Here is a 15,167-nt window from a genome sequence, read left to right as displayed (position 1 = left end):
ATACATTCTCTGCTTTAACTTATTGACTTTTTATAGCAGGTCTCCGCACGAATAAGGGCAGCATTTGCCGAACGTAAGCACAATCACTGCAAACAAAGTAGTCTGAGCGAGATCCGCTGCCGTTTTAGGTGCGGGGCAATATGAAAAGTTTATTTGTCCAGAGAGTCTAGCGCCTCTTTACCGCGATCCTTTGTCGTAGGGTACTCCCGCTGCTTTTGGGCCGCTGCTTTTTCCGCTAAAGAATACCAGAGCGGTAACCGTTAAAAGGTACGGCAGCATATCAAAGAACTCCGCCGGTAGATAGCGTAAAAAAGACAGATTGGTAGAATACACTTTTAGAATTTGTGAAGAACCAAAGAAAAGGCTTGCGCCGAGTACGCCGAAGGGTGTCCATTTCCCAAAGATAAGGGCTGCAAGCGCGATAAAACCGGTTCCGTGAATACTCAATACAGTGTACTGAATATCCTGTGTCAGCACCATCACTGCACCGCCCAAGCCGCCGAGCAGTCCTGATAAAACCACACCTGTGTACCGTTGTACATAGACGCTAATCCCGACACTATCAACTGCATGGGGATTATCACCGGTAGCACGGAGGCGTAGTCCGAACGGGGTTTTATACAGCACATACCATGAAACAATAACAAGGAGAAACGCAATATAGACCGTCGGGTAAATATTGGTAAAGAAAATAGGTCCCAGTACGGGTATTTTACTTAAACCGCTGTATGTTGTTTTGATAAAACCTCGTGTGTACGCCCGCGTCCGCTGCTGATGAAAAATAATTTGAGAAAGGTAAATGGTCATACCCAGCGCAAACATATTGATTGCCGTACCGGAGATAACTTGATCACTTTTCAGGTTGATGCTTAAATAGGCATGGAGTAAGGATACAATGCCGCCAGCAAGCGCTCCTGCCAACAAACCGATCCACGGAGCAGCAGCAGTGTAAGGTTCAAGGAGTACGGTAACCGTTGCAGCAAAAAACGCCCCGAACATCATCAATCCTTCCAGCGCAATATTGACAACGCCGCTCCGTTCCGAAAATAAGCCGCCAATAGCAGTAATCAAAATAGGAGTCGAAAAAATCAAAGTCAATACAATCATTGAATAAAAGGTTTCCATTATTGAGCACTCCTTGACAGATGATTCAAAAAGAATTTTATGCCGTTCTGCATTGCCACAAAGATAATAATTGCAGATACAATGATGATGGAAATATCGCGCGGTATACCATTTGACTGCATCAAAGGCTGCGCCGCATGGAGAGAGCCAAGCAGTAAACCGGCAAACAGAGAACCGGGAGCTGTATTACCTCCAACCAAGGCAACAACAAGACCGTCAAAGCCGTAGTTTTCAAATCCGGGTAAAACACGCCCGTAAGAAAAGGTTCCCACTGCAATTAAGACTCCTGCAAGTCCTGAATACATACCGGCAATTCCCATAGAGAGCGCTGCATTGCGCTGCACCTTTATCCCTGCATATTTTGAGGCAAAAGGATTATATCCCACAGCCCGCAACTCATAGCCGAAGGTTGTTTTATTGATAATAAACCAGAAACTGAACAAAGCGGCAAATACAATAAGAAAGCCCCAATGAAGGCGCGAACCGTTCGTCAGTGACGAAAGCAAGGGGCTTTGCAGAGACGCTTGTTCCGGTATTGCTGCTGTACGGACAAGGTCACTACCGGGTAAGGTTTTTAAGACATAGTTTGAAAGATACAGCCCCGTATAGTTCAGCATAATGGTTCCCACCACCTCGTGCACATTAAACCGAGCCTTTAGCATACCGGGAATAAAGCCCCAGATACCTCCTGCCAGCGCTCCTGCAAGCACAACCATCGGCAGCAAAATAAATGACGGCAAGCCTCTTCCAAGAATGGCTGTGGTTATTGCACAAAGACTTCCTACCAGCAGCTGCCCTTCACCGCCGATATTGAACAATCCCGTTCTAAAGGCAAAAGCAGCGGAAAGACCGGTAAGGACAAGCGGCATAACCGTTACAAAAAACTCTCCAATATAACGGGGATTAAATACTGTTTTTCCCGTACCGATCGCCGCGGTGTTAATGCCGAGTACTGCCCGCAGCAATGCCGTAAAGATATACTTGGGATTTAAGCCGGTAATGAGCATCACGATAACGCCGACTAAAAAGCCCATGATGACGGCAAAACAGGGGATAAAAAAAGTATAGTATTTTTCATTTGAAAAAAACGTCCGCAGCTTATTCATAGTCAGGTACCACTCCTTTTTGAGAACCGGACATCATCAGTCCCAATTCATTTTCGTTCGTTGTATCAGCGCCGACGATCCCGGCAATTTCTCCTTCGTAGATAACGGCAATCGTGTCGGCAAGGTTAAGAACCTCCTCCATCTCAAGCGAGAAAAGCAGAATAGCGTGTCCCTTATCTCGCTCTGCCACAAGACAGCGGTGAATATATTCGATGGCACCGATATCAAGTCCCCGTGTAGGCTGTGCAGCGATCAGCAACTGCGGCGACCGGTGTATTTCGCGGGCAATGATGGCTTTTTGCTGATTACCGCCGGAAAGGCTTCTTCCTATGCTCAAAGCGCCTAAGCTGGAACGTACATCAAACTGCTCCATCAGCTCCTGTGAATGCCGGTGGATTGCCTCCGCATTTAAAATTCCGCGTTTTGAAAGAGGCTCGTTAAAATATGTTTGCAAAATCATATTTTCCGCCATATTAAAATCCAAGACTAAACCGTATTTGTGCCGATCTTCCGGGATATGTCCCAATCCGGTCAAAGTCCGTTCCCGTATTGGTGCGCTTTGAATCTGTTTACCATTCAGCTCGATGGTACCGCTTTCTATCTTGCGTAAACCGGTTAACGCTTCGATCAACTCCGATTGCCCATTTCCGTCAATACCGGCAACACAGAAAATTTCTCCGCGTTTTACATCCAAATTCAAATTTTTGATCGCTAATAACTGTTTATTATTTTTAACACAGAGATTTCTGATTTTTAATATTATGTCGGTAGGTTCGCTTGGCTTTTTCGGTACTTTAAAGCTAACCGTTCTGCCGACCATCATTTCTGCCATTTGTTCTTCGGAAGTATCGGCAACCTGTACCGTACCGATCACCGCACCTCTCCGTAAAATCGTACAGCGGTCAGCTGCCATCTTTATTTCTTTAAGCTTATGGGTAATGAGAATAATGGATTTACCTTCCTCAATAAGCCGCCGCATAATGTGCATAAGCTCAGATATTTCTTGCGGTGTTAAAACTGCTGTCGGCTCATCAAAGATCAAAATATCAGCATTACGATAGAGCATCTTGAGAATTTCTACACGCTGCTGCATTCCAACGGTTATATCCTCAATTTTGGCCGAAGGATCAACGGCTAGACCGTACCGGGTACTCAGTGCTTCTATATTCTTTTGAGCAGAAGCCATATCAATTCTGCCGAAACTTTTGCGCGGCTCCATCCCTAAAATAATATTTTCCGTTACCGTCAAATTGTGCACCAATTTGAAATGCTGGTGTACCATACCGATGCCGAGCTTGGTTGCCGTATAGGGATTCGCTATATGTACCGGCTTGCCCCTGATATAAATTTCACCCTCATCGGCTTGATACATACCGAAAAGGATACTCATTAACGTCGATTTCCCTGCACCGTTTTCCCCCAATAATGCATGAATTTCTCCCTTTCGCAACGAAAAGGACACATCGTTATTTGCAATAATACCGGGGAAACGTTTGGTAATATGCTTCATTTCTACAATCGTATCCATTCTTTTCTCCTACCATCTCACGAGAACCTCCAAAATCTATACCTGCGTTTTGAGAGGCTCCTCCTAGTATATCAAAATAATATTTTTAACGCCCAATGCTTCTGCTTGCTGCTTATAGTTTTGCATATCAGCCTTTGAGGGAATATGCCCCTTTAGTGATGGGATGTATTCGCTACTGATACCGCGCAGATGACACCGTATCATCTTATACTGGACATCGGTATGCAGAGCAATCCTTTGAGAAACTGCGGCAACAACCGCCTCAGCGTCCATAATATCCTTGAGAAACACCGTCCGCACTTCTTCCACTTTATTGAGCTTGAGTAAATAGTCCAGATTTTCCATATTATTCTTCCGGTCTGTTGCACATAACGAATTTTGCATAGTGAGTGATTTTACATCAAATAAAAACTTATCGGTATGCTCGATGAGTTCCTTTGTCCGTTCAAGATTGAAGAAGCCGTTTGTATCAATATAACAGGTAAGATTCATTGTATGCAGCGCTGAAAAAAGGCGAATGAGCGCCTGCGGATAGAGGGTCGCTTCCCCGCCGGAGACAGTAACCCCCCGTATATATGGACGGTACTGCTCTATTTCTTCGAGAATGGAAGTAATACTTCTGAGTTGGCTGTGCGTGTACGGCATAATTGTTTCAGGATTATGGCAGTACCGGCAGCGGATATCACACCCTTGTACAAAAATAGATGTTCGATTGCCTATGCCATCCACATTTGCAAAGGGAAGCAACTTATGTACCGGCAGCGCATCACTGAGCATCACGAGTCTGTCTGTTGAATACGTCTGCATTTTCCTGTGTTCCTTTGCCGAACCACGTGGTATCATGCAGAACCGCATTCCCGTTCGATGCCTTTTCAATTTCGGATTTTTTGACTAAATAACCGGTCACCCGAATAAGATCGGTATTTTGTAAATAGGTGGTGATATACCGCATTCCCTGATGGAACGCTCCCTTAATAATATCGAGTACGGCATCGAGATGATCAAGACTTGTTTGATCAAAAGCGAATAAATCCCCCGTACCTGACGGGAAATAGCGGTGAAAAGCTGCTGCTTGCGTAAGATGAAGCGGCAAAATCGGTTCCTGTCCAACTTTTATCCGGTGTGCAGGGGTATTGCGTTTATCCTCATCTGAAAGACTGGCACCTACCTGCGCATGCAAAAGGTAATGTCCGCCGGTACGCTCAACGTACACACCGTGATGAGCGCTGACCAGTGAATCGAGCTTTTGCATAATTGCATGACCTATTTCATCGCCGCGTTTTGATTGACCGAAGGTTTCATTACAGTTTTCCTGTTGAAGAAAGGTATTTACCGCATCAGCTAAACCGACAACCCCAATCATCGAGGTAAAGTTCTCACGGCGGAGAAATCCTTCTTTTATCAAAAAAGAAGATTCAAAAAAGTGAGATTTCTCAACAAGATAGGTAATACGTTTATCACTCATGCGCAAAATGGATGCTGTTACCTCCGGCAGCAGCTCCGTCAAAAATGAGTTAAAATTCTGTGCATGCGCAGCCATTGTACCGAGTCTGAGGCGCGGTAAGCTGTATGCACCTCCTGCCATCGGTAAAGCATTGTAACAGCTTACGAGTGCGTGATCGCCGACATCCTTTTGATACTGCACGACATTGGAAAAAGAGGGCTTTGAAACCTTTAAACAAGCTTCAACCGCTTTTAAAGCAAAATCATGCGGAGTAACCGCTTCATCATAGTGGATAGTCATATTCGGCGTTGTGTTTTGCAGCTCTATGATTGCTTTAAGAATGAGTGTACCCGCACGTGTTTCCCGCGGCCCTATGTCTGCATGGCAAAAAGAGTCCGGTATCGTTTTATCAATGTGATTTAAAAAGCGTTTTATTTTTATATATGCTTCATCATCGCTTATACCTGAGAGAAAAGGATCAATCAGCTCATCTAAATTACCGATATAAACGGGAAAAGAAGTAATAGACGGAACATTTTTATATAAAATCAATAAACCGTCCAGTGCATCATCCAAAGTACGTGGAGGCGGAAGCTCCAAAAACGCGCATCCGTTTTTTATAAATACCTGATAATCGGGAACAATGTAGCGGGGGCGATATATAAGATACCCTTCGTTTAAATCGCATATCATTCCGTTTTCAAGATACTGCATATCCTCATCAGTGTAGCCGAGCAATGATCGAGGATCGATTAACCGTTCTGCACAATTTGCAAGGGAGAAAAGCTTTTGCTGATAAGTAAGTGTTGCGCTTTCAGCAATCGGTATTAGGTCTTCCGTATGGGACATCATAAAAGAGCCTCCTAAAAAGCGTTGATAAACAGCAGCCGAGCCTTATCAGCGTTGCTTAAGGTATTTTTGAATAAGAGTACTTCTGAAAGATAAACCTTAGAGAAGTACTCTGAGAAACCTCTAAAACTCGGTAGCTTTTTAGAGGTTCACTCGTGTTTAAAAAGTGCCGGAGAATTTGCTGTGATAGCATACCCGTACACCAGAAGGTTTCACAGGAATGCCTTGCTTGAATCGCACTACTCCGGCGTTTTTAGATCAATCGTTTTTAACAGATTTAATTCGTTGCTGCACGGCTCGGAGCAGTAGGAACAACAATCTCTTTTGCGATGATCTTCTGTTCAAACTCGCGGATTTTTGCGACTGTTGCATCGTCAAGGTTCGGATTCTTTTCAGGGATTCCGACACCCTTATTGGCAAGATCAAATGTGATAGTCTGTCCGCCCGGGAATTTGTTTTCGTATACCATCTTTGACACATCATAAGCGGCAGTGTCAACCCGCTTCAGCATGGAAGTAAGGATTGCAGAATGAGTACCGTCGTAGATACCATCTTCGTACTGATCCTTATCAACACCGATAACCCATACGTCTTGTCCGTTTGAGCGGCGGTCTTTTGCTTCCTTGATTGCACCGTTTCCGGTTGCTCCCGCGGCATGATAGATAACACCGACACCGAGATCATACAACTTAGCAGCAAGCGTCTGACCTTTTTGTGCATCGGAGAAAGAATTTGCGATTTCAACATACATTTTCATGTCAGGATCGACAGCCTTTACCCCTGCTTCAAAGCCTGCTTCAAACTCACGCATAATGCTAAAGTCCATCCCTACGATGTAACCAACAGCATTTTTCTGCATTTCCTTTGTTTTCAGTGCTGCTGCAACGCCTACGAGGAAGGAACCTTCGTTAGCAGCAAATACGGCGCTTGCTACATTACTTCTATCGCTAACAACGCTGTCGATAAGCAGAAATTTCTGATTAGGAAACTTACCGGCAACTTCGGTAAGCGGCTGTTCAAAAAGGAAACCGGGTGCAACAATAATCTCCAATTCTTCATCTGCAAATGTTGAAAGATTAGGAATATAATTTGCATCAGTTTCAGACTGCAAATATTTTATTTCGGCATTAAAGTCTTTTTTAAAGCGCTGTATACCTTCCCATGCACTTTGATTGAACGACTTGTCGTCAATACCGCCGACATCGGTTACCAAACCGACAACGAATGCCTTTGCCGGTTTTTCTACAGTTGAGGTCTCCGTCTTTGCCGGCGCTTTTTTTGCTTCGCAGCTTGATAGGGCAACTATCCCTGCTGCAAGCATGAGCGCAAGCATCCAACATACTTTCCGCATAGTGAATCCACCTTACTAAAAAAATTTTGGCATAAAAACAAAATTCCGAGTAACATAAAAAAACGTACCCTGCATTTTGTAACCACCTACGGACAGCATACCGTATGAAGCCTCTTTTTACAAGCCACAAAATTAATTACGTTATCCTTGATATTCTCATTTCACAGTATAACGGTTTTTTGTGGGCGTTTTATTTTACAACTTATCATTCAGATTAGATATTCAGTGTGAGTTTTTCAGCCTCTCTGGACAGCCGCCCGTATTTCCAATAGTATAGAGAACCTATGTATTCAATCGACCATATCCGCAATTTTTGTATTGTTGCCCATATCGATCACGGGAAGTCAACGCTTGCCGACCGTCTTATTGAAAAAACCAAGGTTATCGACGAACGCTATTATCGGGCGCAGATGACCGATAACATGGATATTGAGCGGGAACGCGGCATTACCATCAAAAGCCAAGCTGTTACTATTCCCTACCACGCTGCCGACGGGCAGGATTATCTTTTAAACTTTGTCGATACGCCGGGACACGTTGATTTTACCTATGAGGTCTCCCGCGCCATTGCTTCCTGCGAGGGGGCTATTTTAATTGTAGATGCAACACAGGGGGTGGAATCCCAGACGCTTTCCAACATGTACCTTGCGCTTGAGCATAACCTCGAAATTTTGCCGGTGATCAATAAGATCGACTTACCGGCAGCGGACATTCCGGCAGTGTCTGCTCAAATTGATCACGATTTAGGGCTTGATTCCGATATTGCCGTTGCGGTTTCGGCAAAGACCGGCAAAAATATTGATGCACTGTTTGAAGCCATCGTAAAGCACTTTCCGCCGCCGACAGGTTCCGCAGAAGCCCCCTTGCAGGCGCTCATCTTTGACTGCCACTACGATGCATACCGCGGGGTTATCATCCACCTGCGAGTGTTTGAAGGGACAATAAAGCCCGGTATGACCATCCGCTTTATGCACAGCAATGCGGAATACCGTGTAGAAGAAACCGGCGTTTTTATTCTCGACCTTGTGCAGCGGGATTCCCTCCGTGCCGGAGAGGTCGGCTACATTATTGCCGGTATTAAAACCGTGTCTGATGTGCAAGTCGGCGATACCCTCACCGATGCAGCCCGTCCTTGTGCAGACCCCCGAGCTGGATTCAAAGCGGTTAAACCCGTAGTGTTTTCCTCCGTGTATCCCGTAGATACCAACGACTACGAACAGCTGCGAGATGCCTTTGACAAGCTCAAGCTGAATGACGCAAGCCTCACCTACGAAAAAGATTCTTCGGTGGCGCTTGGACACGGGTTCCGCTGCGGCTTTTTGGGACTGCTCCATCTGGAAATTGTACAGGAACGGCTTGAACGGGAATTCGATCAAGCGGTTATCTTTACGGCGCCGTCCGTGCAGTACCGCCTCCATCTGCGGAGCGGAGAAACTATGATCTGCGACAACCCTGCAGAATACCCCGACGAGGGCAAGATCGCTTCTGCGGATGAGCCGTATATCAAAGCGAATATCATCACTCCGACGGAATACCTCGGAAACATCATCTCCCTCTGCATTGAAAAGCGGGGCGTGCAAACCAATATGAACTACCTCGACCAAAAGCGGGTGGAGGTTACCTACGAAATGCCGCTTGCGGAGGTTCTGTTTGAGTTTTACGACCGGCTCAAAAGTATCAGCCGCGGCTATGCTTCTTTTGAATACGAAGTGATCGAAATGCGTCCGACGGAGTTGGTCAAAATTGATATTCTGCTGAACGGCAAGCCGGTGGATGCCCTTGCGCAGCTTTCGTATAAGCCGAACGCCTACAACAAGGCGCGCCACGTGTGTGAGCAGTTAAAGGAAGAAATTACACGCCAGCAGTTCAAAATCGCTATCCAGGGGGCAATCGGCAGCCAAGTTATTGCACGGGAAACGGTTAATCCGGTGCGCAAAGACGTGTTGGCAAAGTGCTATGGCGGCGACATCACCCGCAAGCGCAAGCTCCTTGAAAAGCAGAAAGAGGGGAAAAAGCGCATGAAGATGGTTGGCGATGTCGAGTTACCGCAGTCAGCCTTCCTTTCGGTACTTAAAACCAAGAGCGAATAAAAGGAGAGTATAATGCATAAAACAGCGATCATTTATGTGTCGGAGCATCATGGCAACACAGAAAAGCTGCTAAAAGAAGTATGCCGCGGGCAGCCGATTGATCTTTTTAACATAGCATGTACAGAGACTATTAATCTTTCGCAATATTCCTGTGTTGGTTTTGCATCGGGGATATATGTGGGTAAGTTCCATAAATCGATTTTTAAGTTTTTGAAAAACCGCCGCTGCGAATTTCCTAAAAATAGTTTTGTTGTGTGTACAAGCGGGATTGGAAAAGGACGTTATGCTCTGAAGTTTTCCAACTATCTGCGTGATCAAGGTTTTACTGTTTTGGGAGAATTTGAATGCAAGGGCTTTGATACCTTTGGTCCATTCAAGCTCTTCGGCGGTTTTGCAAAGGGACATCCCGATACCTGCGACATTGCGAATGGAACAGCTTTCATTCGACAGCTTTTGAACACCATAGAACATGCCGATACATAGGACATGGCTCATTGTATTGTTTCCTCTGCGGAGGATATACTGGATAAAGAATATCCGGTATTAGATAAAGGTTTTGTCCGCCTTGTGGATTATCTCGGCGGCGATGACCGGATTGTACAGGCTGCACGTGTTTCCTATGGCGCCGGAACAAAAAGTGTCCGCGAAGATGCAGCGCTTATCGATTATCTCTTACGGCACCAGCATACCTCTCCGTTTGAACAGGTTGTGTTGACTTTTCATGTTAAAATGCCGATTTTTGTTGCCCGTCAATGGGTGCGCCACAGGACTGCTCGGCTCAATGAAATTTCTGGACGGTATTCAATTATGCCGGATGAGTGTTATGTCCCTGCTTTAGAAGATATTGCCCTTCAAAGTACTGACAACCGTCAAGGGCGCATGAGTGAACCTGCCCCCTCTGAATTATCTGCTGATATCCGTGCACGTTTGCAAGCTCAGCAAACCGCTGCTTACGATTCATACCGCCGCTTAATTGATACCCAGCTTGCCCGTGAACTTGCCCGGATCAATTTACCGCTTGCTAGTTACACTGAATTGTATTGGCAAATTGATTTACATAATCTTTTCCATTTTTTGAAGCTGCGCTGCGATAGTCATGCACAGAAAGAAATACGAGATTATGCCTTTGTTTTGCTTGAAATATGCCGGAATGTTGCACCGGTTGCAACACAATCCTTTGAAAAGCATGTCCTTACCGGTGTTCATCTGTCAGGAGCAGAACTAACTGCGCTACGGAATGTATTAAACGGAAAGGAAAGCGGATTAAAAGGAAAGGAACTTGAGCGCTTTGAAGAAAAGATACGCTCAGGTACACAACTGTAAGAATGAAAAACGTTGGAGATGGGGGGAATTGAACCCCCGTCCTAAAAAGAGAAACAGGAGCATCTACAGGTTTATCAGTGCGAGGTGTTTGTCGGGATCCGGTAGCAGCACCGAAAGCGTCGAATCCGTATTGCGGAAAGTGTCCTTTCTACCGTCCGCACCCGGTAAAAAGTAAGCTCCGAATGGCGTCGGAACTCTACCGCGCTCGGAAGCAACACTTGGTAGGTTCCGCGATTACGCAGCTAATGCGTAGTCGGAACTGTCGTTGTTGGCAGTTATAAGTTTTGCCGCTTTTTAGGAGCGCAGCTCTCCACCTGCAACTCAAGCCTCTAGCTTCCTAGTCGAAACCGGAACATCCCCAGGCTTTATCTTTTAAACGATACATACTTTTAGAAAAAATGTCAAGAATCCCTGCATAATACTACAAAGATAAAGATGCTGCAAAAGTCAAAACAGCAAAAAATACCCAGTATACATTACAATAGAGATTACAAAAGCAAGCATTACAACAGCAGTTTTTCTATAAAATGCCATCGTGCGAACTGTTCAACTAAAAAAACTGCGCGGAACGTTATATAAATTCCGCGCAAAAAGCAGTTTGGTTAAGCGGTTTTTTCCGAAATAAGCTTGAGTTCAGGCTTTTCAGTTTCGCTTATCACGTTTTTTGTAATATGCAATGCCTTTTCTCCCTTGAGAGAAGGAGCCTCAAACATTGCATCAAGCATCAGTTTTTCTACTATAGAACGAAGTCCGCGAGCGCCGGTATTTTGATCCAGCGCTTGCTGGGAAATAGCATCCAGCGCGTCATCATCAAAAGAAAGCTTCACATTATCGAGCTTAAACGACTCTTGAAATTGCTTGACGATAGCATTTTTCGGCTCCACCAAGATACGGCGTAAGTCCTCAAGCCTTAGCTCATTAAGAGAAACACTGATGGGTAAACGTCCGATCAATTCGGGAATAATACCGAACTTAACTAAATCATCAGGAATGAGTTTTTCGTACAACTCCTGTAAGCCCTTCTCTTTTGAAGACCGCACATCAGCCCCAAATCCCATGGGGTTTTCTGCAACCCGTGTCTGGATAATCGTATCAAGTCCGACAAAGGCACCGCCGCAGATAAACAAGATATTGGAGGTATCAATTTTAAGCATATCTTGATTGGGGTGTTTGCGACCTCCTTGAGGCGGAACCGAGGCAACAGTGCCCTCTATAATTTTTAATAAGGCTTGCTGAACCCCTTCACCGGAAACATCACGGGTAATGGACACATTTTCACTTTTCCGTGCAATTTTATCTATTTCGTCAATAAAAATAATTCCTTGCTCAGCCCTGGCTATATCGCCATCCGCACTTTGAATCAGCTTTAACAAAATATTTTCAACGTCTTCACCGACATATCCGGCTTCTGTTAAGGTTGTAGCATCGGCAATGGCAAACGGCACTTTCATTTTCTGCGCAAGAGTACGCGCAAGCAATGTTTTACCGGAACCGGTAGGTCCGATCAGCAGAACGTTGGATTTTTCGATTATTACAGAATCAGCATTAACCGGAGGGTGCATAATCCGTTTATAGTGGTTATAAACAGCAACGGATAACACACGCTTTGCTTTCTCTTGCCCGATTACATACTCATCCAAATACGCTTTCAGCTCTGCCGGTGTTGGAATATCGCCGGAAAGTTTCTCCGAAACATGCATCTTATATGCACTCAAATAATCCTTGCACAGCTGAATACAATGATTACAAATCGCAACTCCGGGCCCCGGAACAATTCTCCGGCCTTGATCCTCGCGTCTTCCGCAAAAAGAGCAGACTAAAGAATCGTTTTTTTTAGGCATTTTTTCTCCTATCCATGACCATATCGACAATTCCATATAAGCAGGCTTCTTCTGCCGACATAAAGAAATCCCGTTCCATATCTTCGGCAATAGCCTCCTCAGTTTTGCCCGTATGCGCGGCACAATACCGAATAATCAGTTTTTTCAGGCGGAGTATCTCTTTTGCTTGTATAGAAATATCACTTGCCTGTCCCTGTGCGCCGCCCCAAGGCTGATGGATCATCACACGGGAAGACGGCAGCGCAAAGCGCTTCCCCTTAGAGCCTCCTGCCAATAAGACAGCAGCCATACTTGCTGCCTGCCCAAGGCAAATGGTCTGTACTTGGGGGTGGATGTGCTGCATAGTATCGTAAATAGCAAGACCTGCCGTTACAGAACCTCCCGGACTATTGATATAGAGGCTGATGTCTTTATCAGGATTCTGAGATTCCAGAAAGAGCAGCTGAGCAACCACCAGATCAGCAGTTGCATCGGTTATTTCGCCATCTACAAAAATAATACGGTCTTTGAGCAGACGTGAAAAAATATCGTAGCTACGTTCTCCATTGCCCGTCTGTTCAATAACATACGGGACAAGACTATGCATCTGTTCAGACATTAGCAGCACCCTCTTCAAGCAGTTGACCTGCCGTCAGTTTTTCTCCCGTCTTTATGGTAGATTTTTCAAACAACTGTGCATACAATTTTTTCTCTTTAAGAGAATCAATAAGATATTCTTTATTCCGTAGATTAGTATCGTAATATTTTTTCACTTCCTCAACAGCTGTGCCGGTACGTTCCGCTATAGAGGCATATTCGGCTTCAACGTCTTCAGGAGAAGCAGTGATAGCGCGTTCTTCCAACAGTGTTTCAACAATCAGACGGGTTTTCAGCCGCGTTTCCGCTTCCGGGCGCCATTCTGTTGTCACTCCGTCTTTTGAAAGTTTGCTACCGGAACCTCCGGTTAATTTATCTAAATCCTCCGGCGACATTCCGAGCTGCTGCGCCAACATCATCCAGCGGGATTCCAGTTCAGCTTTTATCATCGATTCCGGCAGTTCAATCGGATTAGCTTCTGCCATTTGCGTTAAAAGACCATTGATCTTGCGCTGTTCCACTACATCCGCTACCTGATTGGTTAAGTTTTTTGTAAGAGATTCTTTTAAGTCTGCAAGCGTTTTATATTTTTCACTGACATCCTGTGCAAGATCATCATCAATCGCCGGCAGATCTTTTCGCTTCAATGCAGTAAGGGTTACCTTGATCTTAAGCGTTTTTCCGGCAAAGTCAGCATTTTTATAATCGGCAGGGTAGGTTTTTACAATGACTTTTTCATCGTTTTTCTTCATACCGATTATATCATCATCGATATCGTAGATGGACTGATATTGCCCAATAGTAAACACAAAACCTTCCCGTTTTGTATCGGCAAGCTCTGCATCTGCATCATCAAGTTCAATGTAATTAACGGTTACAATATTACCTTTTTCGGCAGCAGCGGCTTCATCACAATCAATGACCAGCGCATTCCGCTCTTGGATAGCTTCCAATTCTTTCAGGATATCGGCATCGGTAACGGAGACTTCCGGAACAGTTACGGTAAAACCTTCTACTTTTGCAAGCTCAACCTTCGGCAAAACATCATAGACAAGCGTGAATTCCATATCGGAATCGAGCTTGAAGTCAGGAGTACCATCAAGCGTAGGCTGTGAATACGGCAAAGGACGGGTATATTTATCCGCAGATTCAAACACTTCCTCCAGCACTTTTTGGATTACTTCATCAAATGCTTCCGCCCGCAGGGTTTCGCCGAATTTCTGCTCCAGAATTGCAACAGGCACCTTTCCTTTACGGAATCCCGGTATTTGCACTTGCTTTGCATATTTTTTTGTTAAGAGCGTATAGCTGTTTTGCACTTCGTCTTGTTTAACGGTGATAGAAAGTTTCATCCGAGACTTTTCAACAGGTGTAAATTCTTTTGTAAAATTCATCTGGTAATCCTTTTTATGCTAAGAAATTCGTTGCGAGAGCATATCTCAAAGCAGCCTCTGCTTGATACTTGGCAGCTTCAAAACCGGTTTACGGTTAGAAACACCCCATTATTGCATGAGGTACATTTCTTTTCATTTTTTTAACCGGTACATCCGGTCAAAAAAAAAGCGATCCGGTTTTACCGAATCGCTTTCGCAAGAGCGGGAAACGGGGATTGAACCCGCGACATCCACCTTGGCAAGGTGGCGCTCTACCACTGAGCTATTCCCGCAAAATAAACTGTTCGGTAACCATTGTTGTGGAACCCTGCGAGAGGAGGGACTTGAACCCTCATGCCGAGGCACCAGATCCTAAGTCTGGCGTGTCTGCCAATTCCACCACTCTCGCTCACAATGTGAGTCGAAACAATATACCGATGATTTTAAACAATGTCAAGCATTCCACACGAAATCACTTAACGCTTGTTTACTGAGCCATGCAGGCTTCGAACCTGCGACCCACAGATTAAGAGTCTGTTGCTCTACCAGCTGAGCTAATGG

12 protein-coding genes, 2 tRNA genes and 1 other RNA gene are annotated in these 15,167 nt (G+C 45.0%); 3 read left to right on the top strand and 12 right to left on the bottom strand.

Annotated elements, in window-relative coordinates; genetic code table 11:
- Positions 1-177: 177 nt before the first annotated feature.
- The 6 genes from ACTTJ8_RS09900 to ACTTJ8_RS09875 all read right to left on the bottom strand — a co-directional run bounded on the left by ACTTJ8_RS09900 (position 178) and on the right by ACTTJ8_RS09875 (position 7,403).
- Positions 178-1,125 (bottom strand): ABC transporter permease, encoded by a 948-nt coding sequence (locus ACTTJ8_RS09900; protein WP_442716686.1) that lies wholly within the window; start codon positions 1,123-1,125, stop codon positions 178-180.
- Positions 1,125-2,231 (bottom strand): ABC transporter permease, encoded by a 1,107-nt coding sequence (locus ACTTJ8_RS09895; RefSeq protein ID WP_442716687.1) that lies wholly within the window; start codon positions 2,229-2,231, stop codon positions 1,125-1,127. Before ACTTJ8_RS09895 ends, ACTTJ8_RS09900 begins: the two co-directional genes overlap by 1 nt.
- On the bottom strand, positions 2,224-3,759 hold the full coding sequence (locus tag ACTTJ8_RS09890) for an ABC transporter ATP-binding protein (RefSeq protein WP_442721085.1): 1,536 nt from the start codon (positions 3,757-3,759) through the stop codon (positions 2,224-2,226). The genes ACTTJ8_RS09895 and ACTTJ8_RS09890 overlap by 8 nt, the downstream gene beginning before the upstream one ends.
- 63 nt (positions 3,760-3,822) lie before the next feature.
- Positions 3,823-4,566: a radical SAM protein gene (locus ACTTJ8_RS09885; RefSeq protein WP_442721084.1), complete on the bottom strand. Its 744-nt coding sequence runs from the start codon at positions 4,564-4,566 to the stop codon at positions 3,823-3,825.
- A complete protein-coding gene (locus ACTTJ8_RS09880) occupies positions 4,526-6,055 on the bottom strand; it encodes a YjjI family glycine radical enzyme (RefSeq protein ID WP_442721083.1) in 1,530 nt (509 codons plus the stop codon). The genes ACTTJ8_RS09885 and ACTTJ8_RS09880 overlap by 41 nt, the downstream gene beginning before the upstream one ends.
- 274 nt (positions 6,056-6,329) lie before the next feature.
- Positions 6,330-7,403 carry a BMP family lipoprotein gene (locus tag ACTTJ8_RS09875; protein ID WP_442721082.1) on the bottom strand — a complete coding sequence of 358 codons (1,074 nt, stop codon included), beginning with the start codon at positions 7,401-7,403 and terminating at the stop codon, positions 6,330-6,332.
- A 284-nt stretch (positions 7,404-7,687) separates the two neighbouring features.
- Here ACTTJ8_RS09875 and lepA point away from each other — a divergent pair, with 284 nt between their 5' ends.
- From lepA to thyX, 3 genes are read left to right on the top strand one after another with little or no spacing between them, the layout of a single operon-like run.
- The gene (lepA, locus tag ACTTJ8_RS09870) at positions 7,688-9,493 is read left to right on the top strand and encodes a translation elongation factor 4 (RefSeq protein WP_442721081.1); all 1,806 of its coding nucleotides are present in this window, start codon (positions 7,688-7,690) and stop codon (positions 9,491-9,493) included.
- Positions 9,494-9,505: 12 nt separating this feature from the next.
- The gene (locus ACTTJ8_RS09865; protein ID WP_442721080.1) at positions 9,506-9,976 is read left to right on the top strand and encodes a flavodoxin domain-containing protein; all 471 of its coding nucleotides are present in this window, start codon (positions 9,506-9,508) and stop codon (positions 9,974-9,976) included.
- A 3-nt stretch (positions 9,977-9,979) separates the two neighbouring features.
- Positions 9,980-10,816: an FAD-dependent thymidylate synthase gene (gene thyX / locus ACTTJ8_RS09860; protein ID WP_442721079.1), complete on the top strand. Its 837-nt coding sequence runs from the start codon at positions 9,980-9,982 to the stop codon at positions 10,814-10,816.
- A gap of 10 nt (positions 10,817-10,826) precedes the next feature.
- On the opposite strand, the gene ssrA is transcribed toward thyX, so the two are convergent.
- The 6 genes from ssrA to ACTTJ8_RS09830 form a co-directional block, all read right to left on the bottom strand.
- Positions 10,827-11,176, bottom strand: a transfer-messenger RNA (tmRNA) gene (gene ssrA / locus ACTTJ8_RS09855).
- Positions 11,177-11,418: 242 nt separating this feature from the next.
- On the bottom strand, positions 11,419-12,657 hold the full coding sequence (gene clpX / locus ACTTJ8_RS09850; protein ID WP_442716695.1) for an ATP-dependent Clp protease ATP-binding subunit ClpX: 1,239 nt from the start codon (positions 12,655-12,657) through the stop codon (positions 11,419-11,421).
- Positions 12,650-13,255, bottom strand: a complete 606-nt coding sequence (gene clpP, locus ACTTJ8_RS09845) for an ATP-dependent Clp endopeptidase proteolytic subunit ClpP (RefSeq protein WP_442716696.1) — start codon at positions 13,253-13,255, stop codon at positions 12,650-12,652. The genes clpX and clpP overlap by 8 nt, the downstream gene beginning before the upstream one ends.
- Entirely contained in the window at positions 13,248-14,627 is a 1,380-nt protein-coding gene (gene tig, locus ACTTJ8_RS09840) for a trigger factor (RefSeq protein ID WP_442716697.1), read from the bottom strand. The genes clpP and tig overlap by 8 nt, the downstream gene beginning before the upstream one ends.
- Positions 14,628-14,827: 200 nt before the next feature.
- Positions 14,828-14,899: transfer RNA gene (locus tag ACTTJ8_RS09835), tRNA-Gly, on the bottom strand.
- A 36-nt stretch (positions 14,900-14,935) separates the two neighbouring features.
- A tRNA-Leu gene (locus ACTTJ8_RS09830) sits at positions 14,936-15,015 on the bottom strand.
- Between the last annotated feature and the right edge of the window lie 152 nt (positions 15,016-15,167).

This window comes from Treponema sp. (genome assembly GCF_052169735.1).
In the GTDB taxonomy this organism is placed as follows: Bacteria; Spirochaetota; Spirochaetia; order Treponematales; family Treponemataceae; genus Treponema.
The sequence above is the reverse complement of the archived record's forward strand: the minus strand, read 5'-3'. Positions and strand labels throughout refer to the sequence as shown.